This is a genomic window from Vibrio antiquarius, from assembly GCF_000024825.1.
Lineage (GTDB): Bacteria > Pseudomonadota > Gammaproteobacteria > Enterobacterales > Vibrionaceae > Vibrio > Vibrio diabolicus.
This window is the reverse complement of the sequence record NC_013456.1, coordinates 1,382,532-1,408,573: the sequence shown is the minus strand read 5'-3', so window position 1 is coordinate 1,408,573 and position 26,042 is coordinate 1,382,532. Positions and strand designations below refer to the sequence as shown.

The following is a 26,042-nucleotide window of genomic DNA, read 5'->3' as shown; positions in this document are numbered from 1 at the left end:
AATTCTTTGGTTTTTATGTTAGTTGATACTTTACCCTTTTTCGTCCGCTTCTGGTACAGAATATGGTTCTTCATTTGGAGATTCGTTAACCGAAACCACCAAAGGAGACTTGTGGTTAGTCATCTTAGCGATTAGACCACCCACACGCTGACGCATTTCACGACGGTCAACGATCATATCAATCGCACCGTGATCAAGCAGGAACTCACTACGCTGGAAACCTTCAGGAAGATCTTCACGTACTGTTTGCTCGATAACACGACGACCAGCAAAGCCAATCAGCGCCTTAGGTTCACCGATGTTGATATCACCCAACATAGCCAAACTTGCTGATACACCACCCATTGTAGGGTCAGTTAGAACCGAAATAAACGGCAGACCTTTTTCTGATAGACGCTCAAGCGCAGCACTGGTTTTTGCCATTTGCATAAGAGACATCAATGCCTCTTGCATACGAGCGCCACCACTTGCTGAGAAACAAACAAGTGCACAATTGTTTTCAATTGCTGCATCCACCGCTTTAACGAAGCGAGCACCAACAACTGAACCCATTGAACCGCCCATAAAGGAGAATTCAAACGCACACGCCACAAGGGGTAGACCAAGCAGTTCACCTTGCATCACAACTAGCGCATCTTTCTCTCCGCTGTTTTTTTGTGCTGCAGAGATACGCTCTTTGTATCGCTTAGAATCTTTAAATTTCAGTTTATCCTGTGGCTCAAGTTCGGTACCTAATTCAACTCGATTGCCTTCATCTAAAAACGTTTCCAAACGACGACGCGCTTTCATGCGCATGTGATGGTTACACTTTGGACAAACTTCTAGGTTACGCTCTAGTTCAGCATGGTATAAAACCTGTTCACAAGAGGTACATTTAGTCCACACACCTTCTGGGATAGAAGCTTTGCGTGAACTTACTAGGTTGCTTTTCTCTAAAATCTTTTCAAGCCAACTCATGGAAGACCTTTTCTCTCAACTCTTCCGCTTCATTGCGAAAGATATAAATTCGACATAATACCGACGGATTAAACCATATCTTGCAGCTACTGTAGATAAAAAACTGGTTGTACCTATTTTTGATATCATAAATAGCGTATGTTTTCCGCTCACATTCAATGTAAACACTACCGATATTTTGAAATAAGTTTGTAAAATTAGTTCAAATTATCTGGCAAAAACAGTGGACCTATCGGCACTTCAGGTAACCCAAATTCTTCTGGATAGTCTACATCTACCAGGTACAGACCTTCCGCTTTCGCTGTCGCACCCGCTAGTTTGCGATCTTTAGCCTCTAGCAACCATTTGATCCATTCAGGGCTCTCTTCACCACGTCCAACCTTTATCAAGCTACCCGTGATGTTACGAACCATATGATGCACGAACGCATTAGCTTTAATATCAATAACCACATAGTTCCCATGGCGCGTAACGTTCAGATGCATCAAGTTTCGAAATGGGCTACGAGACTGACAATGCGCCGCACGAAACGACGTAAAATCATTTTCACCAAGCAGATACTGCCCTGCCTCATGCATTTTTTTCTCGTCGAGCTCACCATGATAGTGGCTCACACCAGAGTTTAAGATGCCAGGCCGTAAAGCATGATTGAAAATAATGTAACGATAACGGCGCGCTGTCGCTGAGAATCGTGCATGGAAATCATCTGGGACTTCCTTAGCCCAACGAACCGCTATATCACTCGGCATGTTCGCGTTTGCGCCCATGGTCCAAGCTACCATTTTTCGAGTAACGTTGGTATCAAAGTGCACAACTTGTCCTGTGCCATGCACGCCAGCGTCTGTCCGACCAGCACACTGCACTTCAACTGGGTGATTAGCAATAACGGACAATGCTTTCTCTAGCTCTTCTTGGACACTTTTCACTTCTCTTTGGCGCTGCCAACCAAAGTAGTTTGTACCGTTGTACTCGATACCTAATGCGATTCTCATCTTAACCTTCGAACTCTAAAATGGGGCGGGAAGTATATACTCAAGTCACCTCAAGTTGCCAGTTTCAACAAGGATGACGTAGAGGTAGCATCATACTAGCGAGACACAAAAAGGGTAGCCAACGCTACCCTTTTCGATTTATCGGCCATTAATGGCATCAATCAAGCTCTTTGCTTCGCGGCGAATATCATCTTCACCGTAAACAATCGCCTCTTCTAGTAATTTTATCGCCCCTTGAGAATCGTTCATCTCGAGATAGATTTTAGCAAGGTCCAGTTTTCCAGCAGCTTCAGCGTTGCTATCTACGTCAACATCGCCGATCTCACCGATAACATCTGGAAACTCGTTCAATCCGACATCAAGCTTCAGATCTTCCTCTTCGAACTCACCACCTTCTTTATCGACCTGAGCCATCAATTCATCAATCGTCATAAATTGATTTTTCTTCGGGTCGAAGTCATCCAAGTTGCTTTGCTCTGCCCAGTTTTCTTGCGCGATCTCTGGCTGACTTAGTGCGTCACTCGAATTCCAAACATCACGCTGGTCCTCAGGCACATCTTCCGTAGAACTTACGCTATCGGCAGCTGGTTTAAAGCCATCCCAATCATCTCCAACATCAAGCATGGTTTCAAAATCCATACCTGCGCTTGCGATGGTGTCACTGTCTAACTGACCTTCAAATACCTCTGAACTTGCGTCTTCAGCAAGAAGGTTAGCCATTGAAGATTCATCATCTAAGTCACTTAGCGGCTCACCCTCTGTCGCCGTTGGCTGCACTTCTGGTTCAGTATCAAAACCGTTTTGCTGCGCAAAAACTTCAAACAAAGCATCATGATCGTTATCGGCTTGAAGAGTTGGTCTCGATGTCTCAGCTTCAACATTAGGAGTCTCTGGCGCACTCTCATTCATTGATGCGAGAACATCTTCCTCATTGAACTCAGGAAGGTCTTGGTCGTCAAAACTTAGCTCTTCATCCTCACCGGAGATTGGTTCTATATCTGCGGTTTCAGAACTCGGTAATTCTGGCTCTTCTTCCATAGATGCCAAGGCGTCTTCTTCACTGAATTCTGGCAGTTCGAGTTCATCGAAATCGAACTCTTCTTCTGCTTCAGTCGCCGACTCAGCTTCAGAGCGCTCAGGCTCGATAGATTCTGGTTCATCTAACGTAGGTTCGCCTGCCATGGACGCCAATGCGTCCTCTTCGCTGAACTCTGGCAGTTCGAGTTCGTCGAAATCGAACTCTTCTTCTGCTTCAGTCGCCGACTCAGCTTCAGAGCGCTCAGGTTCGATAGATTCTGGTTCATCTAACGTAGGTTCGCCTGCCATGGACGCCAATGCATCCTCTTCACTAAACTCTAGCAGTTCGAGTTCATCGAAATCGAACTCTTCTTCTGCTTCAGTCGCCGACTCAGCTTCAGAGCGATCTGGGTCATCTAACGCAGGTTCGCCCGCCATAGACGCCAATGCATCCTCTTCACTAAACTCTGGCAGTTCGAGTTCATCGAAATCGAACTCTTCTTCTGCTTCAGTCGCCGACTCAGCTTCAGAGCGCTCAGGCTCGATAGATTCTGGGTCATCTAACGCAGGTTCGCCCGCCATAGACGCCAATGCGTCCTCTTCGCTAAACTCTGGTAGATCGAGTTCATCAAAATTGAATTCATCTTCTGCTTCAGTGGCCGAATCAGCTTCAGAGCGCTCAGGCTCGACAGGCTCTGGTTCATCAAACGCAGGTTCGTCCGCCATGGACGCCAGTGCGTCTTCTTCACTGAACTCTGGTAGATCGAGTTCATCAAAATCGAACTCTTCTTCTGCATTGGTGGCCGAATCAGTTTCTGATGCTAGTTCTGAACTTTCTGGCTCACTTTTGTTACCCGAGTTTTGTTCTTGTTCTGGTTGAGTTTCACTTTCTAGTTCAGGCTCATCCAGTAGCCAATCTTCTTCTTGTGGAACACCAAATTCATTTTCTACTGTATTTGGTGTCGGAGTGAACGCTGGGGCGTCTTCTTCTGTATCAACTTGAGGCGGCACTTTAGCATCAGGCTCTACTGATGCATCTTGCGTTGACTTAGAATTGGCATCCTCTTCTTGTTGTGGCGAAGATTCCTCTATCTCAGCTTGCGGCTCTTCAACTTGTTGTTGCGTTAAATCATCTTCAGTATCAAATAGTGCATCCAGTTCAGCAGAAAAGTCCGCTTTTTCTTGCTCTGTAGGCTGAAGCTCTTCACTGTCTGACTCAAACAAGTCGTCTAGCTCGCTCATTAAAGGATCGTTCTCTGGTGAGAGGTCCTCTAAATCACCAAGAAACTCATCGCTGCTAAATGGCTCTGAAGCAGTTTCTGGCTCGGTTAATGGTTGCTCTGGCGCTGTTTGTTGCAGATCTGGTTGACTGTCACTTAATAAAGCATCGATGTCCAAACCAGACTCAATTTCCGGCTCTTCATGGGTTGGCTCTGACTCAGCTATTGAAGATGGCTTTTCTTCGCCGTCTGGTTCGCCAAAACCAAGTGAAGCGAGTAACTCTTCCTCTTCCGATTTATTCTGTGCAGGGCTTTCGTCCTCTCGAATCAGATCATCAAACGGGTCTAACTCTGTCTCAGTTCCTGTCTCTTCATCCAGTTCGGATGTGACGTCATCAATGAGTTCATCCAGTAAATCTGTGCTATCTGCATCTAACTCTTCAATCGAGTCATCACCTTCAAAACCAGAGAGTGCTTCTAGCTCATTCAGTGGGTCAAACTCGTCGTCTGTTTCATCTTCGTCAAAATCGATCAGTTCATCGAGTAAGTCCGTACTGTTTTCATCTAGAACGGCGTCTTCGCTGACGTCACCTTCAACTTCTGTCGACTCAGTAACAGGCTGCTCGTATTGAGCTAATAGCTTATCGATATCGTCATCAGATGCCTCTCCTGCGCTGAAATCATCATCCGATACGGGCTGTTTTAGTTCAGGTTCATCGGTATCTAGGTCGAAGTCGTCATTGCCAAGTTCCGCAAACAAGTCATCAAGCATATCCTGATCGACAGTGTCACTTGGTAACTCTTCTGACGGCTCATCTGCTGCAAGTAGTTCCGCAAATGCGTCGTCTGAAAGCGAGTCTGCTTTCTCGTTCGTATCATCTGAAAGATCGAAGCCAGCCTCATCGTCATCGAGCACTTCTAGTTCTGGAGCAACCTCATCTAAGGCTCGCTCCATCTCTTCTAAACCAAGCGCTTTTTCTTCGCCGTTAACTTGGATACCATTGTTCGATGACTCAAACTCATCCAGACCAACATCTAGGTCGCCGTCATCACCGATACCCGCAAATGGGTCATCGTCCCCTTCTAGGTTGAAATCCAGTTCTTCATCGTCAAGGTTGGCAAAGACGTCTTCTTCTAAATCTGGCTTCTCTTCTTGTGTAGCCTGAGTATTAATATCTTCATCTGCGAACAACTCATCATCAAGTGTGAGTTCTTCATCCAGCTCGTCCGTCGCCGCTAAACCAATTGGCGCAGCTAATGGATCGGTTTCCTGCGGCGATTGCTCAGCAGACTCTTCCTCTTTGTTTTTAGAACGGCGACCAAGCAACATCACAACCAACAGTGCCAGCAATGCACCTGGAATAAGCGCCGCTAAGCCGACAAGCCAACCATTAGACAAAATCTTGTCAATCGTACTTGGCTGCATGCGTTGTTGCTCAGCAAGGCGCTGGCGCTCTTCAGCAAGCAGTTTCTCGACTTCCGAGCGAATGCGTTCTTCGTCATTCAGCTCATTTTTCAAGGTTTCAACTTCGCTTTGCACTTCTGACAACATTAAGCGAAGACGATGGTTCTTCTCTTCCAATGACTCTAATTCACTTTGTGAGCCTTGAAGTTTGTCTTTTAACGCACTGACCTGCTTTTCACCCTGCGGAGAGGTGTTCACAGGTGGCGCAGGAATAACTGGTATTGTTTTTTGAACCGGTTTTGGTTCCGCAGCTACAGTGGTTTCTGGTTTAGGAGCAACAGGCTTGGGTTCTACTTTTATTTGTGGCTTTGGTTGCTCGGTGACGCGTTGCGCTGGCGTGGCTCTATTTGTCGGCTTCGGCTGTTTTAACTTAGCCTCGTGCGCCTTCATAATCGCAACAGCTTGCTCTGTAGTCGCGCTTTGCACTTGCTCTAGAGACGGTACTCGTAGTCGACTCCCTGGGATCAACTCATGAATGTTTTGGTTCTCAAACGCTTGAGGGTTAATTCGATAAATGGCAAGAAGCGTTTGTTGAACGGTAACACCGCGTGAAGGTCGTAATTCTGAAGCGATCGACCATAGTGTTTGATTTTCACCAGTCGGACCAAAGAAACGTGACGGCTGAGTGTTTGCAGGAGGAGCAGGTAATGCTCGCTCAATATCTTCAGCATAGCTCGGAGATGATTGCACTTCACCAGACGGTCCAACAAGACGAATTCCTTCGGCTTGAACCACTGATGATGTCTGAGTCGCGCTCATCAACACAAGGGCTGCTAACAAACGCTTATAATTTTGACGCATAGAAGGCTCAGTTTTGTGCTAAATACAATTTGAAATGGTGATCGGTTAAATATATCGGATATCACATGCAAAACTATAGCGTTGAGAATAAAAAATGTGTGGCTCTCGCCATATTCGTACTAATCTCACACTATTTTGTTCCGTTCGTACAAAAAAGCCTCGCACAGTGCGAGGCTTTGAAATGAACTGGTAAGTGACTTAGTAGTAATCGCGGATCAGAACTTCAGCGATTTGTACCGCGTTAGTTGCTGCGCCTTTACGCACGTTATCCGCCACAACCCACAAGTTTACACCACTATGGTGGCTGATATCGTTGCGGATTCGACCAACCATAACATGATCTTTACCGCCCGCATCACGCACTTGTGTCGGGAAGTCATCACCGTGGAAGACTTCAATGCCTTCTGTTTGCTCAAGCAAGTTAACAACTTCTTGTGCATCGATTGGAGAGCGAGTCTCAATGTGAAGCGCTTCAGCATGACCATAGAATACCGGCACACGCACACACGTTGGGTTTACTGTGATTGATGGATCGTTAAAGATCTTCTGTGTTTCCCACACCATTTTCATTTCTTCTTTGGTGTAGCCATTTTCCATCATCTGATCGATTTGCGGAATACAGTTAAACGCAATCTGTTGAGAGAATTGCTTCTTATCCGCTGGCAGACCGTTTAGAAGCTTAGCCGTTTGACCTGCTAGTTCGTCAATGCCCGCTTTACCCGCACCAGATACGGATTGGTATGTAGATACGTTAATACGCTCAATACCCACTGCATCGTGAATTGGTTTTAGTGCCACCAGCATTTGAATGGTCGAACAGTTTGGGTTCGCGATGATGTTACGGTTACGAAACTCTGCAATCGCTTCTGGGTTTACTTCTGGCACAACAAGAGGAATGTCGTACTCATAACGGAAGTGTGAAGTGTTGTCGATAACGATAACACCTTCATCTGCCGCGATTGGCGCCCATTTTTCAGATAGCTCACCACCAGCAGAGAACAACGCAATATGAGCTTGAGACCAATCAAACTCTTCAACGTTCTGTACACGAACCGTTTTGCCATTAAAGCGATAAGTCTTGCCTTCGCTACGCTCACTTGCCAATAAGTGAATGTCACCCACTGGGAATTTACGTTCTTGAAGCACTTCTAAAATTGTTTCACCGACCGCACCGGTCGCACCTAAAATGGCAACATTATATTGCTGGCTCATTGACTTACCTCAATCTGAAAACCTAGTTCTGCTAATGGAGCAAGGTTACATGTTTTGTTACCCACTAGCGTGACAGCGCTGTATTCACGGCGATCCCAGTAGTTTTTACGCATCAGGTCAAAAGCACCTGGCTTACTGATCTCACGACGGAAAAGAGCGTCATCTCTACGCACATCATAGATTAACTGCGTGATGTTATGCAGTGTTGCTTCATCCCAAGCTCTGTCCAATACCATAGTAGGAACAGGCGCGGTTGGCAGTAAATCGCTGGCATGCGCACGTAATTCGTTATTTAAGAACTCACAGTAGCTGTTGAAAATCATCGTCGTACCGCGAGCTTTCCCTTCCAAGCCGTAGCCTGCAACGTGAGGGGTTGCGAATGCTAGCAGAGGCAGAAGCTCCATATCAACCTCTGGTTCAAATTCAAATACGTCAAGCGCTGCGGTAAAACCGTCGTTTTTCAAAAGACGTTGCTTCAATGCCTCATTATCAACGATTGGACCTCGCGCGGCGTTAATCAAAATCTGATCACCACGAAGCGAGTTTAAAACCGTTTCATCAATTAAATGATGAGTTGGATATAGGCCATCTTTGGTGATTGGCGTATGTAGTGTAATGATGTCTGAGCTTTCAATCAGTTCTGTCAACGGAGTAAAGCTACGAGGATCACCAGCCTCTTGTTTGAATGGGTCATTGATGAGAACTTTAATCCCCATGCCTTTCAAACATTTCTCTAGGTAGCTACCTACTTGGCCTGCACCAATAATACCTACCGTCTTGTCAAATACCGAGAAGCCTTGTTGCTGAGCGAGCACCATCATCACGCTGAACGCGTATTCCGCCACACCCACTTTGTTACACCCTGGCGCCGCAGTGAAGAAAATGCCTTTCTCTTTTAAGAGTGCTTGGTCAACATGATCCATGCCTGCTGTTGCCGTACCAACAAACTTCAGCTTGTTTGCTTTGCTGATCAGGTCAGCATTCACTTTGGTGACTGAGCGAATCATTAGGGCATCAACATCCACTAAATCATCAGCCGTCAGTGTACGACCTGATTTTAGAATTACGTTACCGAGTTGGCTGAATAGCTCTTCAGCGTACGGCATATTTTCATCAACAATAATTTTCATAGCGCCAGCGTTTTAACATCCATTTGTATGAGTTCGTTTATTCGCAAGATGCGAAACTAAAGCGATTGTGCCCTTTTCCCGAAAAATCTCAAGAAATAACCCTAATAAACCTCAAGGAGATTAGTTCCAAAGAAATCGTTTAACGGGAAGCAATGTAAAAAGCAGAAATTGAGAAAAGAAAAAGCCCGGCTAAATAGCCGGGCAAAGTTCCAGAACAAAAGGATCCTATCCCGCTCTCCATGGGATAGAGTCTGCGTCTGTTCGATCAGTGTGACTGATCAAGCTCTGGAAACTGGATTGTTGACGCTGTTCTCACTCACGTGGCGCGCCAACAAATTCAGTTAACCTTGGTACTTTTTAATAACCAAAGTTGCGTTTGTGCCGCCAAAGCCAAAGCTGTTTGACATTACGGTCGTTAACTCTGCATCACGTGCTTCTGTCACGATGTCCAGACCTTGAGCTGCTTCGTCCAAGTTTTCAATATTGATGCTTGGAGCAATGAAGTTTTTGTCTAGCATAAGTGTTGAGTAAATCGCTTCGTGCACACCAGCGGCGCCTAGTGCGTGACCAGTCATTGCTTTTGTTGCAGAGATTGCTGGGCTGTTCTCACCAAACAATTGTTGGATCGCACCAAGCTCTTTCACGTCACCAACTGGTGTCGACGTGCCGTGCGTGTTGATGTAATCCACACCGTCAACGTCTTGCATCGCCATCTTCATACAACGGATCGCGCCTTCACCTGATGGTGCTACCATGTCGTAGCCATCTGATGTCGCACCGTAACCTACGATCTCACCGTAGATTTTCGCGCCACGTGCTAGAGCGTGCTCAAGTTCTTCGATAACCAGCATGCCGCCACCACCAGAGATAACGAAACCATCACGGTCCGCATCATACGTACGAGATGCTTTGTCTGGAGTGTCGTTGTATTTCGTTGACAGCGCACCCATAGCGTCAAACATCATGGTTTGAGACCAATCAAGCTCTTCACCGCCACCAGCAAAAACAATGTCTTGTTTACCAAGTTGAATAAGCTCCATAGCATGGCCGATACAGTGTGCAGATGTTGCACATGCAGAGCTCATTGAGTAGTTCACACCACGAATCTTAAATGGCGTAGCAAGACAAGCGGAAACCGTAGAAGACATAGTACGAGGAACCATGTAAGGGCCAACTCGTTTTACGCCTTTTGCGCGCATAGTGTCTGTCGCTACCGTTTGGTTATATGCAGAAGCACCGCCAGAACCCGCAACGATACCTGTACGATCGTTTGAAACCTGATCCTCTGTAAGACCAGCGTCTGCGATTGCCTGCTCCATTGATAGGTATGCATAAGCAGCCGCATCACCCATAAAGCGCATCTGCTTACGGTCGATGTGTTCCGCCGGGTTGATTTTTAGGTCACCCCATACTTGCGAACGAAGACCGTGTTCTTTGAACTGCTCAGATGCAGTGATGCCAGATTTGCCCGCTTTAAGAGACGCTAGAACTTCTTCGACGTTGTTACCGATACTTGAAACAATACCCATACCGGTGATTACGACTCGTTTCATTATGACATTCCTATAATTCAAAAATCCGCTAGATGATAACTAAGATAGTCAACAAAAGTGGTCAGCTTTCCCATAAATTCGTACAATCGCCCCATTCTTACCGCGCCAAATCACAAATTTGCACCATTATGACTTCAATAAAAAACGCAGAACTTGGTTGGAACGAAGCTGGTACTCCGGTTTCAGACCAATTTGATGATGTTTACTTCTCTAACGTAAACGGTCTTGAAGAGACACGCTACGTTTTCTTAAAACAAAATCATCTCCCAGAAAGATGGCAGGAATTTGACCAAAGACGTTTTGTCATTGGTGAAACAGGATTTGGCACGGGATTAAACTTCTTAGCAGTATGCCAGTGGTTTAGTGAGTTTCGTCGTCAGCATCCAGACGCAACATTGAAAGAACTGCATTTTATTAGTTTTGAAAAATACCCGCTAAGCCAAGCGGATTTAAAGAAGGCGCATGAAGCTTGGCCTGAGCTAGCTGAGTACGCGGAAAAGTTACAAAAACACTACCCTGCCGCCGTACCTGAGTGTCACCGCATTGTGCTTGAAGATGGCGCAATTACACTCGACCTTTGGTTTGGTGACATCAAAGACTGCATGCCGCAAGTGCCTTATGACGAACAAGGACTGATTGACGCTTGGTTCTTAGATGGATTCGCGCCAAGCAAAAACCCAGAGATGTGGAACCAAAATCTGTTCAACAACATGGCTAAGTTAGCCAAGCAAGACTGTACAGTTGCCACTTTTACCGCAGCGGGCTTTGTGCGTCGAGGATTGAACGAAGCAGGCTTTGCAATGAAAAAAGTCAAAGGCTTTGGCACCAAGCGTGAAATGATCGCCGGTTCGATGGAACAACGCGAAAAACACTCGAACCATCTTCCGTGGTTCAATCGCACGGCGTCCAGCAATCTTGATTCGATTGCCATAATCGGAGGCGGTATTGCCAGCGCGGCGTTAGCGAAAACGTTGGTTCGTCGTGGCCAAAACGTCACGCTTTACTGCAAAGACACTCAACCAGCTGAGGGAGCGTCGGGTAATCGTCAAGGGGCCGTGTATCCATTGTTGAACGGTCCTCATACTGGTGTTTCGCGTGTGTTTGCTCCTGCATTTTTGTTCGCACGTCAGTTTGTTGAACAAGCAGCACAAGAGATCGATTTTGATCATGACTGGTGTGGCGTAACTCAGTTGATGTGGGATGACAAATCCACAGACAAACTGGAGAAAATGCTTGCGGGTAACTTCACTCCAGAGCTCATTCAAAAGCTGTCCGCCGAGGAAACTGCGAACACTATCGGGTTACCTATTGATATGGCGTCTGTGCACTACCCTATGGGAGGATGGTTGTGCCCTGCCGAGCTAACGCGTGGGTTAATCAGACAATTAGAACAGACATCGTTACTCTCAACGAAGTTTGAACATCACGTTGAAGCATTAAATTGGGATGAAAAGCGTCAGCTCTGGCTACTAACGGCGAGTGGTCAAACATTTGAGCACTCAACCGTTGTGGTTGCGAATGGCCATGAGTTCCAAACATTGAGCCAAACCGCTTCCCTGCCGATGGGACAGGTGAAAGGGCAAGTCAGTCATGCTCCGGCAACCGAAACGCTGAGTCAATTGAAAACGGTATTGTGTTACGACGGCTACATGACGCCTGTTAACCCAAACAATCAGCACCTGTGCATAGGCGCAAGCTACGATCGCTGTCACCTAGACTACGAATTTGATGAAAACGCTCAGAAGGATAACGCAGAAAAATTAGTTAAGTGCGTACCGAACCAAGAATGGCCAAAAGAGGTAGATATCAGTGGCAATCGATCTCGCCAAGGTATTCGCAGCGTGAGCCGAGATCACTTACCATTTGTCGGAAATGTGGGTGACTTTGAGACGATAAAAACGCAATACGCCAACTTACAAAATCAAAAAGCAGAAGAGGTAGAAACCGTTCATCAGTTCACTAACCTATTCTGCTTCTTAGGTTTAGGATCTCGTGGGCTGAGCTCTGCACCGTTGTTAGCTGAAGTGTTGGCCTCGCAAATCTGTGGGGACCCGCTGCCATTACCTGTTGATGTATTGACCGAACTTCATCCAAGTCGAATGTGGGTTCGTAAACTAAGAAAAGGCAAAGCCATTACTGAGCTGTAAGAGTATTCTCTCGTTTACATTCCCGACGCAAATATGTGTCGGGAATCACTAACTCATTAAGTCACCCGTGTTGAAATTACTTCAGCTGTGCAATTGCCTGTTTCACTTGTTCTGCCACTTCCGGATTTACCGCCTCACCAGACTCCACGTCAAAGTTCTCGTAGAAGCTCGGCACAGATAGCGATGCTTTCACATCTGCTCCGAAAAATTGCGCGGAACCTGTTGCCGCCGCAAGAACGCTCTGTGCGCCACCCGGGCCAGGAGAAGTTGCTAAGTAAACGACCGGCTTGTTTTGGAATACGTTGCGCTCAATGCGCGTTGCCCAATCAAACAGGTTTTTATACGCTGCTGGGTATGAACCGTTATGCTCTGCAAAGGAAACAACAATAGCGTCAGCCTCAGCCAAATCACGTAAAAATGCGACAGCACCTTCAGCTTGACCAATTTCTTTTTCTTTGTCTTCGCTAAACATCGGTACTTGATAATTGTTTAAGTCTAAAACGTTCACGTGAGCGCCTTCGACTTGGTTTGCTGCGTAAGTAGCAAGTAATTTGTTGATTGAGGTAGAGCTGGTAGATGCACCAAATGCGACAATTTTCATGGTTGTAATCCTTTGTTCACGTTTTATGCTGATCAGAATAAAAGTTGAACAGTTTCGCTACAACCACAAAAATTTTATGGAGAGGTTCGAATTTTTCGAAGTAGTAAATGACTTGGACTAATAAATGGAGAACGACGTTCAGAGATTAAGCCTGAGCCTGCAGTTCTTGCCACAAGTCACTGACGATCGCGCGATCAGCTGGGCTTAATTCGGTACGAGCGTCTTCCAAACTGCTCTCAATGCGTGACTTCAGCTCAGTAATATCGCTAATGCCTTCTTCTTCACAAGATGCCGCAGACAAAGAGATGTGACCACGTAGATAACCACCAGCAAACAATTCATCGTCAGATGCTGTTTCAATTCGAGCATCAATCAGTTCCAGTAGTTTTTCTTCAAATTCAATAATCATGGTGTATCTCTGAGGTTATTTGAGGTTATTTAACGCAAAAGTCTGACGCTTCCAGCGGCTTGGTTTGGTAAAACGCACGCAGAGCATCCGAAAGCATTTTCACTCGCAAAGGCAAGCCAGCTTCCAAAATACCCAACACTTCTTTATGCACTTTCTGCATAAAGCCGAGCCTATCTGGTTCAAAATCGCCGTGTAGATTGTCACAACTCACCGTAAAAGGGAAGCCAGCACTTTGTGCCAGAATCCATTCATAAGCTTGCGGACGCACTTCAACTTTCTCAAACTCCGCTTGAACTTCTGCCGTGCGCCCATCAGGTTCATACCAATAGCCAAAATCTTCCAGCAAACGACGCTCAGGCCCTGCCACACACCAATGCGAGATTTCGTGTAATGCGGAGGCATAAAAACCCCGAGCAAAAATAATCCGATGATGAGGATGCTCATCATCAGCAGGAAGATAAATAGGCTCATCACCACCTAACTCCAATTTCGTATTAAATTGGTCTAAAAAGGTGTCATTGAAAATGGTGATAAGGTCTTGGTATTCGTGGGTCATCGTCGAGTTTGTACTTCAGTTTGACATGCGCTGCGTATTGTCGCTGTTTTTATCTATAAGGTAAAGGTGCTCCCACAGTTTTGGTTATTAGTTGAATTTATCTGAACATCGCTTTCTCCATATAATTTCTCATTCGTCAGCGTACTCATTTGCTACTACACTCTCGCCTTATTTTGATGCTGCTCAAACTGCTGTTTTTTAAGCGGTTTGATTACAGGCATGTTGCTGGTTTTAATCACTTTTTAAGAATGATAAAACCTTTTGTAAGTGTTGTTGCTGCGCCTACGATGATTCACGTAGAACGTAGTGACTTTTTACGTTGAGTGTCTCCCTATGTTGCTAAGTGTGTTGTATATCATTGGTATCACGGCTGAAGCCATGACAGGTGCGTTGAGTGCTGGTAGAAGAAAAATGGACTGGTTTGGTGTTATGTTGGTGGCCAGTGCAACGGCCATTGGTGGTGGCACCGTACGTGACATTTTACTGGGACACTACCCTCTTGGTTGGGTAAAAAACCCAGAGTTCCTAGCAATCACGTGTATTGCGGGTGTACTTACCACAGGCTTAGCGAAATGGGTGATTAAGCTAAAAGGTCTATTCATCCGCCTTGATGCGTTAGGTCTAATCGTATTCAGCATCATCGGAACTAAGATTGCGATGGGCATGGGCTTACACCCTGGGATCTGTATGGTTTCAGCGCTAGTAACGGGTGTATTCGGTGGGCTACTCCGCGACTTAATCTGTCGCCAAACACCGTTGGTACTGCATGAAGAACTTTACGCTTCTGTCGCTCTTATCGCATCAGGAATGTACTTAGCGCTATTAGAATTTAATGTTCCCGATGTAACAGCCACTATCATTACACTGATCACCGGTTATATGCTGCGTATGGCCGCGGTACGTTTTAAGTGGCGTCTCCCTTCTTTCAATTTGGAAACGGAAGGCTCACTCCATTAATTTAAATCTAAACGCGTAATGAAAACACATTAAAAAGGCTGCTCATTGAGCAGCCTTTTGTCTCTTTATCAAGCTTATTTTTAAGCTTAAATCTTCGGTGTTTCAGTTGTTACGCCATGGTTTTGACCACGATGACGCAGCAAATGATCCATCACCACAATCGCTAGCATCGCTTCAGCAATTGGTACGGCACGAATACCCACACAAGGATCATGACGGCCTTTGGTGATCAATTGAGTTGGCTCACCTTCTTTTGTGATGGTCTCACCCGGAACCGTAATGCTTGATGTTGGCTTAAGCGCAATGTTAGCCACAATGTCTTGACCAGTTGAGATACCGCCAAGAATACCGCCCGCGTGATTACTGCCAAAACCTTCAGGAGCAAGCGTATCACGGTGTTGACTGCCTTTTTGGTTTACCACATCAAAGCCATCACCGATCTCAACGCCTTTCACCGCATTAATGCTCATTAGCGCGTGTGCGATGTCTGCATCCAGACGGTCAAATACAGGTTCACCAAGACCAACAGGCACGTTAGTTGCCACAACCTGAATTTTCGCGCCAATTGAGTCGCCTTCTTTTTTCAGGTCACGGATAAGTTTGTCAAACGCTTCTACTTTGTCCACATCTGGGCAAAAAAACGCATTGTTTTCGATTTCGTTCCAATCTACCTTGTCGATAGAAACATCACCCATTTGTGACAAGTACGCGCGAATCTCAACACCAAACTCATCTTTCAAGTATTTCTTCGCGATTGCACCCGCCGCCACACGCATTGCGGTTTCACGAGCAGACGAACGGCCACCACCTCGATAGTCACGGATGCCATACTTTTGGTGGTAAGTATAATCAGCATGACCCGGACGGAATTTATCTTTGATGTCCGAGTAATCTTTTGAGCGCTGATCGGTGTTTTCAATTAGCAAACCGATCGATGTGCCTGTGGTTTGGCCTTCAAAAACACCAGAAAGAATTTTAACTTCATCCGGTTCACGACGTTGTGTGGTGTAACGTGATGTGCCTGGACGACGGCGGTCGAGATCGATTTGCAGATCTGCTTCTGTAATTTCTAACCCCGGAGGACATCCGTCTACGATACATCCCAGTGCGATACCGTGACTTTCCCCGAATGTCGTCACTCGGAAATGTTGTCCGATACTGTTTCCTGCCATTACTTCCTCAAGTTTTTATCGCTACGCCCTCTCAAACCAGAGCGCAACTGCTTTCCAATTCTTCGTGGATTCATAGTGGCTTTATTACGTTTTGATGTAAAGAGTTAATATCGGCGAGTTATGTATAAAAAACACCGAGCATAAAGCTCGGTGTTTTGACGTTTAGTGCAAGACCCTATTAGTCTTTGTACAGTTTAAACTCTTCTGCACACTCAACCAGCTGGTCACGCGTTAGCATGAATACGCCGTGACCGCCGTTCTCGAACTCAATCCAAGTGAAAGGAATCTCTGGGTACTGTTCCATCATATGAATCATTGAGTTGCCGACTTCACAGATAAGAATGCCGTTATCTGTTAGGTAGTCTGGTGCATTTGCAAGAATACGACGCACAAGTTTTAGGCCATCCGTACCTGCTGCTAAACCAAGCTCAGGTTCGTGTGTGAACTCGTCTGGCAGGCTGTTCATGTCTTCTTCATCCACATATGGTGGGTTAGACACGATCAGGTTGTACTTCTCTTTTGGTAGGTCGCGGAACAAGTCAGAGCGAATTGGGAACACTTGCTGCTCCATGCCGTGATCTTGTACGTTTTGCTCCGCGACTTGTAGAGCGTCTGTAGAGATATCAATCGCATCCACTTCAGCTTCAGGGAACGCGTGAGCACATGCAATTGCGATACAACCAGAACCCGTACATAGGTCCATGATGCGCGTAGGCTCTTCCACCAACCAAGGTTGGAATTCAGCTTGAATCAACTCACCAATTGGAGAACGTGGCACGAGTACACGCTCGTCAACGAAGAACTCAAGACCGCAGAACCAAGCTTTGTTGGTTAGGTATGCAGTTGGTGTACGTTCATTGATACGTTTTACTACACGCTCAACAATACGCAGACGCTCGCTGGTCGTTAGGCGAGAGTTTAATACGTGCGGAGGCACATCAATCGGCAAGTATAAGGTTGGCAGGATAAGCTGAACCGCTTCATCCCACGCATTATCAGTACCATGACCGTAAAACAGGTTCGCTGCGTTAAAGCGGCTTACCGTCCAACGAATCATATCTTGAAGGGTATGCAGCTCCGATACCGCCTCTTCTACAAAAATCTTATCCAAAATTGCCTCCGAAAAGCGCTACAATACTGCCAATAAAAGTTTATTAATGAAATTGTTTACCTAATGAGCAAAAAAGACACCGAACACGATGACGATTTCGCCTTGTTTCAGGAAGCAGTACAGGGCGTAAAAAAGTTGCGACAGGATACCATAATCCAGCAACCAAAAAAAAATACTAAGCAAAAAGAAATCAAGCGCTCCAACCGTGAAGCGAGTGATTCTGAGTTTTACTTCTCCGACGAGTTTGTCCCTCTCTTAAATGAAGAGGGCCCAACTCGTTATGCACGTGACGACGTCTCCACTTATGAAGTTAAACGTCTACGTCGCGGCGTGTATGTACCGGACGTATTCCTCGATATGCACGGCATGACACAACAAGAAGCTAAACGCGAACTTGGTGCGATGATCGCCTACTGCGTCAAAAATGAGATTCACTGTGCGTGTGTGCAACATGGCATTGGTAAACACATCCTGAAACAGAAAGCGCCACTTTGGTTAGCACAACACCCAGACGTAATGGCTTTCCACCAAGCGCCACTAGAATTCGGCGGTGATGGTGCGTTGTTAGTTTTGCTCTCGATTCCAGAAAAGTAACTAGCTCACTGTAGAAGCAATTAAACAAAAAGGCAGGAAATTTCCTGCCTTTCTTCATTCTATATCTAATGTTTAAATGCTTATTTGGTTTCGACGCTTATGGCGTAATATGCCACAGCACTTCACCGTTTTGCGTTTGTAGATCGTATTCAATACACACTAGACCTGATGTAGGAAACATCGGTGGTGCCATGTCTTTTACAAACTCTGAAGTGAGATAACCAACCAAAGGCAAGTGAGAGACAAGCAGAAGCGAGTCTAGTTTTTCCACTTCAATCAATGCACTTGCAAAATCAAATACATGCTCAGATTGACCGTAAGGTGTAATATCTTCACAAGTTTCGATGCTTTTTGCAGCAAAATACTCGCTGATCTCTTGCCAAGTTTGTTGAGCTCTAATGTACGGACTCACCAACACTTTATCGAATTGCGCAAAACCTTGTTCTTTACAGGCTCTCGCAACCGCTTCTGATTCGACTCTGCCTCTTGGGGTCAATTGTCGTGCTGCGTCTGAATCTGCAAAATGCTCGGCTTCGCCGTGACGCATGATGAATATTTTCATGTTATTTCCTAGGGATAGCTAACGCTACCAAAAGGTTGACTGCTATCTTTATTAGATAGACGGGGCTAACTTTAATAATGACGAAACAAAAATACTGATATAATTATCTGTTCATTATACCAATTCGCTTGCTAAAGATAGCGACTTTCTTAACAATCTATTAAAAAGAATGTACTCAGTTCATCACAGTATTTAACTGTGCTATGAGTTCAGAGCATTCATTCAAACAGTTCTTCCCCATACGCAAACGCGATGGGCCTGTGCAGAAGTCTACGAATAACAAAAATACGGCAAGCAGTATTTGTCGAAACGCAAACTTTGCGCCCCCTAGCTAGGGGTTCATAATTACTGTAATGCGAAATCTGGAGACGCATCGTGCATCTAAGTCCTAACGATTCAAATCAATACCGCTACATTACCTTGAGCAATGATCTGCGTGTACTGCTGATTCATTCCGAGACAGCTCAACAGTCAGCAGCTGCTCTAGCAGTGAACGTTGGACACTTCGACGACCCAAACGATCGCCAAGGTCTGGCACACTATTTAGAACATATGCTTTTTTTGGGTACGGAAAAATACCCTAAAGTGGGCGAGTTTCAAAGCTATATTAGCCAGCATGGAGGAACAAATAACGCTTGGACGGGTACTGAGCACACTTGTTTCTTTTTTGATGTTACTCCGAATGCCTTTGAAAATGCCTTAGATCGATTTAGCCAATTCTTTACCGCACCATTGTTTAACGAAGAAGCTTTAGACAAAGAACGCCAGGCTGTCGACTCCGAATACAAACTCAAACTTAATGACGATTCTCGCCGCCTGTATCAAGTCAATAAAGAAGTCATCAATCCAGAGCACCCTTTCTCTAAGTTCTCAGTCGGCAACCTAGATACATTAGGTGACCGAGAGGGTAAGTCCATCCGCGACGAAATTGTCGAGTTTCACCTCTCTCAATACTCTGCCGATCTCATGACGTTGACGCTCTTTGGGCCACAGTCGCTCGATGATCAGCAAGCGTGGGTAGAAGCCATGTTTGCCAATATCCCAAATCACCACCTTCGTGGAAAATCGATTGATGTCCCCATTAGCACCAAAGAAAGTACCGGGATTTTAGTTCAAGTTGAACCAATCAAAGAATTTCGAAAACTCATTCTCACCTTCCCAATGCCAGGGATGGATAAGCACTACGGCTTGAAACCACTCTCTTACTTCGCGCATTTACTCGGCTATGAAGGCGAAGGCAGCTTAATGCTCCAGCTAAAAAATGAAGGCTGGATTACGTCGCTTTCTGCGGGAGGCGGCGCAAGTGGTAGCAACTATCGAGATTTTACGGTTAGCTGCACACTCACCCCACAGGGTCTCAACCACGTTGACGACATCATCCAAGCGGTTTTTCAATACCTCTCGATGATCAAACAAGACGGCCTAGATGAATGGCGCTATCTCGAAAAACAAGCGGTGCTTGAGTCGGCGTTTCGTTTCCAGGAACCATCTCGACCAATGGATTTGGTTAGCCATCTTGTTATCAATATGCAGCATTATCAGCCAGACGATACCATTTATGGCGACTACAAAATGGCGGGCTATGATGAACAACTGCAGCGTTCGTTGCTGCAATATTTAACCATCGATAATGTCCGCGTAACCCTGATTGCAAAAGGACTGGAATACAACCGTACTGCCGAATGGTACTTTACTCCGTATTCCGTCACGCCTTTTAGTGATGAACAACGCCGCTTCTATCAACAAATCGATCCAAGCTGGCAGTTCGTCTTACCAGAAAAGAACCCTTATATTTGCTACGATCTCGATCCCATGCCGTTCGAAAATGGTGGTTCACTGCCAGAGTTAATTGAAGATCTCGAAGGCTTCCGACTTTGGCATTTACAAGACGATGAATTTCGCGTGCCAAAAGGCGTTGTATATGTCGCTATCGACAGCTCTCATGCTGTTGCATCACCGAAGAACATTGTCAAAACGCGCCTATGTGTCGAGATGTTCCTCGATTCGCTAGCAAAAGAAACCTATCAAGCGGAAATCGCAGGGATGGGTTACAACATGTATGCTCACCAAGGCGGGGTTACCTTAACCCTCTCAGGGTTCAGCCAAAAACTGCCTCAATTGTTGGAAATGATCCTGCACCGTTTTGCTTCTCGAGATTTCAGCCCTGCACGCTTTGAAACCATCAAGCAGCAACTGTTACGTAACTGGAGAAATGCTTCACAAGATCGTCCTATTTCGCAGCTGTTTAACGCACTTACAGGGCTACTTCAACCCAATAACCCGCCTTTCGCAACCTTAGTCGAAGCGCTAGAAGAAATCGAAGTCGATGAACTCTCAGTATTCGTAGAATCAATTCTTGCAGAGCTGCACGTTGAAATGTTTGTTTACGGAGATTGGCAGCGTCAACAAGCGCATGACATGGCGACAACCTTAAAGGATGCCCTAAGAGTAAAAGAGCAGCGTTATGAAGAGGCGCTCCGCCCACTCATCATGCTGGGAAAAAACGGCAGTTTTCAACGTGAAGTACATTGTAACCAGCAAGATTCGGCGGTCGTTATTTATCACCAGTGTGAGGATATTGAGCCTCGTAGCATTGCTCTATACTCATTGGCGAACCATCTCATGTCGGCAACATTTTTCCACGAGATCCGCACAAAACAGCAATTAGGTTACATGGTGGGCACTGGCAATATGCCACTTAATCGTCATCCGGGTATTGTGCTTTATGTGCAATCACCCAATGCAGCGCCTGCCGAGCTGGTTACCTCAATCGATGAGTTCTTAAATGCCTTTTATATGGTGCTGTTAGAACTGAACGATTACCAGTGGCATAGCAGTAAGCGCGGCTTATGGAATCAAATAGCGACGCCGGACACCACACTGCGAGGTCGTGCTCAGCGTCTTTGGGTTGCAATAGGAAACAAAGACACCGAGTTTAACCAACGTGACAAGGTACTTGCTGAACTGAAGAAATTGACCCGAGCAGACATGATTCGCTTTGTCGTTAATGAGTTGAAACCTCGCACGGCAAACCGATTGGTCATGCACTCTCAAGGACAATCGCATTCGGACGCTCCGCGCATCCACTTAGGGCAAGAAATTGGATCGATTGAAGAGTTCCAACTTAGGCCAAAAGATTGCGGCTTAGGATGATCTAATTGCGCAGTAATAAAATTATCGATTAGTAAGTATATACCTACAAACCAATGAGGTTGTGGGTCTCATAAATAGAATCGACACCATAATTGGCAGAAAATTGAAATTACGCCATTGCGGCTTATGCTCTAATTACCACACTAAAAATAAATTAATGAGGTAATCATGAAAAAAGCACTACTACTTGCGGCTATTTTACTGCCACTGGCATCTGCACACGCTGAAATCTCGGTGAAAGGTGATGGCTTTGAGCTAAGTAACGACTGTGTCCGCCTAAGCGGAGACAATGTTTCTATCAAATCAGATGATTGCTCTTCAAAACAGTGGAAAGATAAAGACAACAAAGGCAACAGCAGCGTTCACGGGGACGACAACCCAGGTAAAGGCCACAATAAAGATAAGAAAGACAAGAAGAAGTAACTATTTCTTATTTATGAAAAAGGCTTGCCACTGGCAAGCCTTTTTCTTTACCGAAGCAACGTTTAATAGAATGTGGTTCCTTCTCCAGCTCGAGTAAGCAAACCATCACACGGTGCGTAACGATCGCCATACTTCGATGCAAACTCATTCATTTTCTCAACCAGTTCTTTAATGCCAAACTGATCCATATAACGGAATGGACCGCCCAAGAAAGGAGGGAAACCAATGCCAAATATTGCACCAATATCACCATCACGTGGCGAGCGAATGATGCCGTCATCCAAACAACGTACCGCTTCATTCAGCATTGGTAGTACACAGCGCAACGCAATATCGTTATCGCTCAGCTTAGATTCAGGATCGAGCTTAAGCAGCTTGTAGATAGATTTATCGACTTCTTTCTTCTTACCTTTGTAAGTGTAGAAACCTTTCCCGCTCTTACGTCCTTTGCGACCGTCATTCAATAAGATATCGAACACGTCAGGGCCTTTGAATCGCTCACCTAACTCGTTGACTAGAATCGGCATGATCTTCGCGCCAATGTCGACACCGACTTCATCCAGTAAGGTAATCGGGCCGACAGGGAAACCAAAATCAAGCAACGCCGTATCAATCTTTTCGATCGGTTCGTTAGCCAGCAGAATATGCGCCGCTTCGTTCATGTATGGCGCAAGAATGCGGTTCACGTAAAAGCCCGCTTTGTCTTTCACTACGATCGGGGTTTTACCTTGCTTTTTAGCAAGTGCAACGACTGTTGAAATGGTTTCATCTGATGTCGTTTCATGCGGAATCACTTCCACCAACGGCATTTTTTCTACCGGGCTGAAGTAATGCAAACCCACTACGTTTTCTGGACGCTCCGCTTTTTCTGCAATTTTGTGGATTGGTAACGAAGAAGTATTGGTCGCAAAGATGGTTTCCGGCTTGGCATTCGCTTCAATATCCGCCACCATTTTTTGTTTAAGATCTAAGTCTTCAAAAACGGCTTCAATTACGACATCAATATGATTAAAGCTGGTAAAGTCGACACCGCCAGACAGTTGCAACATTTTCGCTTGCAGATCGGCTTTTGATAGAATGCGACGTTTACGCTGTTTCTCGAATAACTTGTAGTTATAGTTGAGTGCGTTTAGAACGCCATCGTTGCTGACGTCTTTGATGCGGACAGGCACCTTCGCTTTTGCAACAGACACATGGCTGATTCCTGCGCCCATCAAGCCACCGCCAAGCACGCCAACTTTATGAGCTGGCGCGGGTTTCGCATCCGTACCATTTTCTTTCTTCATTTCCGTTGTCGCAAAGAAGATAGAACGGAGCGCTTTTGATTCAGAGCTCATCACAAGCTCACCGAAGCGTTTCGCTTCAAGCTCTTGTCCTTGGGCGAAACCTTTCTCTAAACCATGCTGAATAACGTCTAAAATCGCGACCGTTGCAGGATAGTTACCACGGGTTTTCTGGTTGGTTTTCTTCGCTGCCTGTTCAAACACAAACTTGCGCCCTAACCCGCTACCCGACATCACTTTTTCTTTCGTGGATAGCTTTTTCGTACCCTTGTTTTTACCTTTGTCGATAAACTGTTTAGCTACATCGAGCAAAATTGTATCAGGTACGCATGCGTCGACCACACCCAGCTTTTTTGCTTTCTTTGCGCGAAGCTGTTTACCCGTTAAGATCAAGTCCAGTGAAGGTAACAGGCCAATCAAACGCGGCAGACGCTGCGTACCGCCGGAACCTGGCAGCAATCCAAGCTGTACTTCTGGCAGGCCTAAACGCGTTTTATCTGAATCCGTACAAACACGATAATCACATGCAAGAGCAAGCTCTAAGCCACCGCCTAAACATGGACCGTGAATAGCGGCAACCACAGGATATGGTAAGTCCGATAGCTGCTGGAATAGCTCTTGACCTTGCCTCGCTAATGCTTCTGCTTCACTTGCGGTCGTGCACGCTTCTAGCATGCGAACATCGGCCCCCGCGACGAAGTTGTCCGGTTTGAGGGAATGAATGATCATCCCTTTGATGCCACTGGCGTCTTTTAGCTGAGCAAAGATTTCTTTCATTTCATCAGCAAAAGCCGCCTGTAGCGTATTCATTTTTTCATTAGCTACGTCAATCGCTAACCAAGCAATATTCTGCTCATCAACTTTTAGACTAAATGCTTTTTGCTCGCTCATTACTCAACCTCCAGAATCATTGCTGCACCAAGACCGCCAGCTGCACATGCGGTATTCAATGCAATACCGCCACCACGGCGTTTCAGTTCACGTAGGGTTTGCGTCATCATACGTGCACCAGTCGCAGCAAATGGGTGACCATAAGCAATTGATCCGCCAAGCACGTTGAACTTATCCATGTCAATTTCACCGATCGCTTTCGAACGACCTAGATTTTCTTGAGCAAACTTATCTGAAGCAAACATCTTCACATTCGCCAATGCTTGCGCAGCAAACGCTTCGTGCATGTCGATCAACGTCAGATCAGACAGTTCCAAGCCTGTATTTTCTAACACTTTCGCTGTAGCATAAGTCGGTCCCATCAGCATGTCCTTTTCCACACCGATCGCTGAAAATGCGTAGCCGCGGATGTAGCCAAGAATCTCCATGCCAAGCTCTTTCGCTTTACCTTCGCGCATCAACATCACTGCCGCACCACCATCAGTCAGTGGCGTACTGTTCGCTGCCGTAACACTGCCATACTGGCGATCAAAGGCAGGTCGAAGTTTCGCGTACCCTTCTACGGTTGAGTCGTGACGGACATTGTTGTCTTCCGAAATCCATTTTTTGTATGGTTCGGGAAAAGCCGTCATCACTTCACCTTGGATCTTGCCTTCTTTCCAAGCTTGGGAAGCCAGCGTATGAGAGCGATGTGCTAGCGCATCCTGCTCTGCACGAGAAATACCATGCGTCTTTGCCATTTGCTCCGCAGTTTGTCCCATGGATAAACCCGTAGAGTACTCGGCTACTGCAGGAGGCACTGGCATAAGGTCTTTAAAGCTCAAGTTTTTGAGGATGCTAAGCTTCTGACCCATTGTTTTTGTCTTACTTAGAGCAAGCAGATTAGCGGCCAGTTTCTTAGATACGCCAATAGGCAGGACGGAAGAAGAGTCTGCACCACCAGCAATACCAATATCGATGGTTCCCGCCATGATGCTTTCTGCGACATTGACCGCCGCTTGAAAACTCGTTGCACACGCACGAGTCACACTGTAAGCATCAGTATGAATGTTCATACCGGTGCCTAACACGATTTCTCGTGCGATGTTTGGCGCTTCAGGCATTTGTACTACTTGTCCAAATACCACTTGTTCGATTAACTTCGGATCAATATCTGTTCGAGCAAGCATTTCGCTTACTACCATTTTCCCTAAATCGACCGCTGGCACTTGGCTAAATTCCGTGCTTTGACGAGCAAAGGGAGTTCGAAGCCCCGCGACAATAGCGACACGCTCACCATTGCGTGTTTTTACTTCCTGCTTGCCCATTGTTTCTCCTTAAATACAAGAGGTCTGACCTGATGCATTGTAATGAATTTGTTAAATTTATCAAACGTGCGTTTAAATAAACGTGAAGCAAGTAGATCAATTACTCTACTTCTTTGATTCTTATGCGATTAATAATGATTAACTATAGAGAGTTAAAACGGTAAGAGGTATATGGAAGGTAAAATCGAAGCAAAAAAAAACCACACATAACTGTGTGGTCGGAATATCTATAAAACAATTAACTTACGCCAATTGAAAATTAATCAGTTTCCTGATTAGGAGAAAGTAAAGTCAGCCTTCAAAAGGAAGTGTCATCTTGCTCAACATGTTAGTCGCAATGACTAACGAGATGACAAGATGTACTATAACCCCTTCACTGCTTGATATTTTGAAATAGATCAATTTTATAGTGATTTTACGAGCTTTAAGCACATCTAAAAGGCTCAGCGATGCAAACCTATTCAAAAATTCACCGCTAGCAGTCTCTTTTTATGTCCCATCGAATGAACTTATCCAAACCATTGATTAC

General features: G+C 45.7%; 19 protein-coding genes. 5 read left to right on the top strand and 14 right to left on the bottom strand.

The features are described 5' to 3' along the window. Window positions 1-30 precede the first annotated feature (30 nt). The 6 genes from accD to fabB all read right to left on the bottom strand — a co-directional run bounded on the left by accD (window position 31) and on the right by fabB (window position 10,347). A complete protein-coding gene (accD, locus tag VEA_RS06680) occupies window positions 31-957 on the bottom strand; it encodes an acetyl-CoA carboxylase, carboxyltransferase subunit beta (protein ID WP_005397203.1) in 927 nt (308 codons plus the stop codon). Window positions 958-1,154: 197 nt separating this feature from the next. Then, complete coding sequence (gene truA, locus VEA_RS06675; protein WP_005397196.1) at window positions 1,155-1,949, bottom strand: tRNA pseudouridine(38-40) synthase TruA; 795 nt, start codon at window positions 1,947-1,949, stop codon at window positions 1,155-1,157. 138 nt (window positions 1,950-2,087) lie between these two features. Next, window positions 2,088-6,452 (bottom strand): FimV/HubP family polar landmark protein, encoded by a 4,365-nt coding sequence (locus tag VEA_RS06670; protein ID WP_006741729.1) that lies wholly within the window; start codon window positions 6,450-6,452, stop codon window positions 2,088-2,090. Window positions 6,453-6,650: 198 nt separating this feature from the next. Next, window positions 6,651-7,664 (bottom strand): aspartate-semialdehyde dehydrogenase, encoded by a 1,014-nt coding sequence (locus VEA_RS06665; RefSeq protein ID WP_006741728.1) that lies wholly within the window; start codon window positions 7,662-7,664, stop codon window positions 6,651-6,653. Next, window positions 7,661-8,794: a 4-phosphoerythronate dehydrogenase gene (locus VEA_RS06660; RefSeq protein WP_006741727.1), complete on the bottom strand. Its 1,134-nt coding sequence runs from the start codon at window positions 8,792-8,794 to the stop codon at window positions 7,661-7,663. Before VEA_RS06660 ends, VEA_RS06665 begins: the two co-directional genes overlap by 4 nt. Window positions 8,795-9,135: 341 nt before the next feature. Next, on the bottom strand, window positions 9,136-10,347 hold the full coding sequence (gene fabB / locus VEA_RS06655) for a beta-ketoacyl-ACP synthase I (RefSeq protein WP_006741726.1): 1,212 nt from the start codon (window positions 10,345-10,347) through the stop codon (window positions 9,136-9,138). A 128-nt stretch (window positions 10,348-10,475) separates the two neighbouring features. Here fabB and mnmC point away from each other — a divergent pair, with 128 nt between their 5' ends. Next, window positions 10,476-12,494, top strand: coding sequence for a bifunctional tRNA (5-methylaminomethyl-2-thiouridine)(34)-methyltransferase MnmC2/FAD-dependent 5-carboxymethylaminomethyl-2-thiouridine(34) oxidoreductase MnmC1 (gene mnmC, locus VEA_RS06650; protein ID WP_012841545.1), 2,019 nt, complete (start codon window positions 10,476-10,478; stop codon window positions 12,492-12,494). Window positions 12,495-12,570: 76 nt separating this feature from the next. On the opposite strand, the gene VEA_RS06645 is transcribed toward mnmC, so the two are convergent. The 3 genes from VEA_RS06645 to VEA_RS06635 form a co-directional block, all read right to left on the bottom strand. Further along, complete coding sequence (locus VEA_RS06645; protein WP_012841544.1) at window positions 12,571-13,095, bottom strand: NADPH-dependent FMN reductase; 525 nt, start codon at window positions 13,093-13,095, stop codon at window positions 12,571-12,573. A gap of 145 nt (window positions 13,096-13,240) precedes the next feature. Continuing rightward, a complete protein-coding gene (locus VEA_RS06640) occupies window positions 13,241-13,504 on the bottom strand; it encodes a YfcL family protein (RefSeq protein WP_005397926.1) in 264 nt (87 codons plus the stop codon). A gap of 25 nt (window positions 13,505-13,529) precedes the next feature. Continuing rightward, complete coding sequence (locus tag VEA_RS06635) at window positions 13,530-14,060, bottom strand: elongation factor P hydroxylase (RefSeq protein WP_012841543.1); 531 nt, start codon at window positions 14,058-14,060, stop codon at window positions 13,530-13,532. Between the two features lie 333 nt (window positions 14,061-14,393). Between VEA_RS06635 and VEA_RS06630 the strand changes: the two genes are divergently transcribed. Then, the gene (locus VEA_RS06630; RefSeq protein ID WP_012841541.1) at window positions 14,394-15,017 is read left to right on the top strand and encodes a trimeric intracellular cation channel family protein; all 624 of its coding nucleotides are present in this window, start codon (window positions 14,394-14,396) and stop codon (window positions 15,015-15,017) included. 86 nt (window positions 15,018-15,103) lie between these two features. On the opposite strand, the gene aroC is transcribed toward VEA_RS06630, so the two are convergent. Both aroC and prmB read right to left on the bottom strand, forming a co-directional pair. Further along, entirely contained in the window at window positions 15,104-16,189 is a 1,086-nt protein-coding gene (gene aroC / locus VEA_RS06625; RefSeq protein WP_006741722.1) for a chorismate synthase, read from the bottom strand. Between the two features lie 178 nt (window positions 16,190-16,367). Further along, window positions 16,368-17,300: a 50S ribosomal protein L3 N(5)-glutamine methyltransferase gene (gene prmB, locus VEA_RS06620; RefSeq protein ID WP_005380541.1), complete on the bottom strand. Its 933-nt coding sequence runs from the start codon at window positions 17,298-17,300 to the stop codon at window positions 16,368-16,370. 63 nt (window positions 17,301-17,363) lie between these two features. On the opposite strand from prmB, the gene smrB reads away from it, so the two are divergent. Beyond that, window positions 17,364-17,894 (top strand): endonuclease SmrB, encoded by a 531-nt coding sequence (gene smrB / locus VEA_RS06615; protein WP_012841540.1) that lies wholly within the window; start codon window positions 17,364-17,366, stop codon window positions 17,892-17,894. A 97-nt stretch (window positions 17,895-17,991) separates the two neighbouring features. On the opposite strand, the gene sixA is transcribed toward smrB, so the two are convergent. Beyond that, complete coding sequence (gene sixA / locus VEA_RS06610) at window positions 17,992-18,456, bottom strand: phosphohistidine phosphatase SixA (protein WP_005397904.1); 465 nt, start codon at window positions 18,454-18,456, stop codon at window positions 17,992-17,994. 375 nt (window positions 18,457-18,831) lie between these two features. Between sixA and VEA_RS06605 the strand changes: the two genes are divergently transcribed. Both VEA_RS06605 and VEA_RS06600 read left to right on the top strand, forming a co-directional pair. Then, a complete protein-coding gene (locus tag VEA_RS06605) occupies window positions 18,832-21,609 on the top strand; it encodes an insulinase family protein (protein WP_006741721.1) in 2,778 nt (925 codons plus the stop codon). A 168-nt stretch (window positions 21,610-21,777) separates the two neighbouring features. Further along, complete coding sequence (locus VEA_RS06600) at window positions 21,778-22,032, top strand: hypothetical protein (RefSeq protein ID WP_005397900.1); 255 nt, start codon at window positions 21,778-21,780, stop codon at window positions 22,030-22,032. Window positions 22,033-22,094: 62 nt separating this feature from the next. Here the strand turns inward: VEA_RS06600 and fadJ are convergent, their stop codons facing one another. Together fadJ and fadI are read right to left on the bottom strand one after the other, a co-directional pair. After that, entirely contained in the window at window positions 22,095-24,206 is a 2,112-nt protein-coding gene (gene fadJ / locus VEA_RS06595) for a fatty acid oxidation complex subunit alpha FadJ (protein ID WP_006741720.1), read from the bottom strand. Then, window positions 24,206-25,513: an acetyl-CoA C-acyltransferase FadI gene (fadI, locus tag VEA_RS06590; RefSeq protein ID WP_005394284.1), complete on the bottom strand. Its 1,308-nt coding sequence runs from the start codon at window positions 25,511-25,513 to the stop codon at window positions 24,206-24,208. The genes fadJ and fadI overlap by 1 nt, the downstream gene beginning before the upstream one ends. Between the last annotated feature and the right edge of the window lie 529 nt (window positions 25,514-26,042).

Excerpts from the sequence above, each read along its gene's own strand:
- accD (WP_005397203.1), bottom strand. The coding sequence starts at position 957 with ATGAGTTGGCTTGAAAAGATTTTAGAGAAAAGCAACCTAGTAAGTTCA.
- truA (WP_005397196.1), bottom strand. The coding sequence starts at position 1,949 with ATGAGAATCGCATTAGGTATCGAGTACAACGGTACAAACTACTTTGGT.
- VEA_RS06670 (WP_006741729.1), bottom strand. The coding sequence starts at position 6,452 with ATGCGTCAAAATTATAAGCGTTTGTTAGCAGCCCTTGTGTTGATGAGC.
- VEA_RS06665 (WP_006741728.1), bottom strand. The coding sequence starts at position 7,664 with ATGAGCCAGCAATATAATGTTGCCATTTTAGGTGCGACCGGTGCGGTC.
- VEA_RS06660 (WP_006741727.1), bottom strand. The coding sequence starts at position 8,794 with ATGAAAATTATTGTTGATGAAAATATGCCGTACGCTGAAGAGCTATTC.
- fabB (WP_006741726.1), bottom strand. The coding sequence starts at position 10,347 with ATGAAACGAGTCGTAATCACCGGTATGGGTATTGTTTCAAGTATCGGT.
- mnmC (WP_012841545.1), top strand. The coding sequence starts at position 10,476 with ATGACTTCAATAAAAAACGCAGAACTTGGTTGGAACGAAGCTGGTACT.
- VEA_RS06645 (WP_012841544.1), bottom strand. The coding sequence starts at position 13,095 with ATGAAAATTGTCGCATTTGGTGCATCTACCAGCTCTACCTCAATCAAC.
- VEA_RS06640 (WP_005397926.1), bottom strand. The coding sequence starts at position 13,504 with ATGATTATTGAATTTGAAGAAAAACTACTGGAACTGATTGATGCTCGA.
- VEA_RS06635 (WP_012841543.1), bottom strand. The coding sequence starts at position 14,060 with ATGACCCACGAATACCAAGACCTTATCACCATTTTCAATGACACCTTT.
- VEA_RS06630 (WP_012841541.1), top strand. The coding sequence starts at position 14,394 with ATGTTGCTAAGTGTGTTGTATATCATTGGTATCACGGCTGAAGCCATG.
- aroC (WP_006741722.1), bottom strand. The coding sequence starts at position 16,189 with ATGGCAGGAAACAGTATCGGACAACATTTCCGAGTGACGACATTCGGG.
- smrB (WP_012841540.1), top strand. The coding sequence starts at position 17,364 with ATGAGCAAAAAAGACACCGAACACGATGACGATTTCGCCTTGTTTCAG.
- sixA (WP_005397904.1), bottom strand. The coding sequence starts at position 18,456 with ATGAAAATATTCATCATGCGTCACGGCGAAGCCGAGCATTTTGCAGAT.
- VEA_RS06600 (WP_005397900.1), top strand. The coding sequence starts at position 21,778 with ATGAAAAAAGCACTACTACTTGCGGCTATTTTACTGCCACTGGCATCT.
- fadJ (WP_006741720.1), bottom strand. The coding sequence starts at position 24,206 with ATGAGCGAGCAAAAAGCATTTAGTCTAAAAGTTGATGAGCAGAATATT.
- fadI (WP_005394284.1), bottom strand. The coding sequence starts at position 25,513 with ATGGGCAAGCAGGAAGTAAAAACACGCAATGGTGAGCGTGTCGCTATT.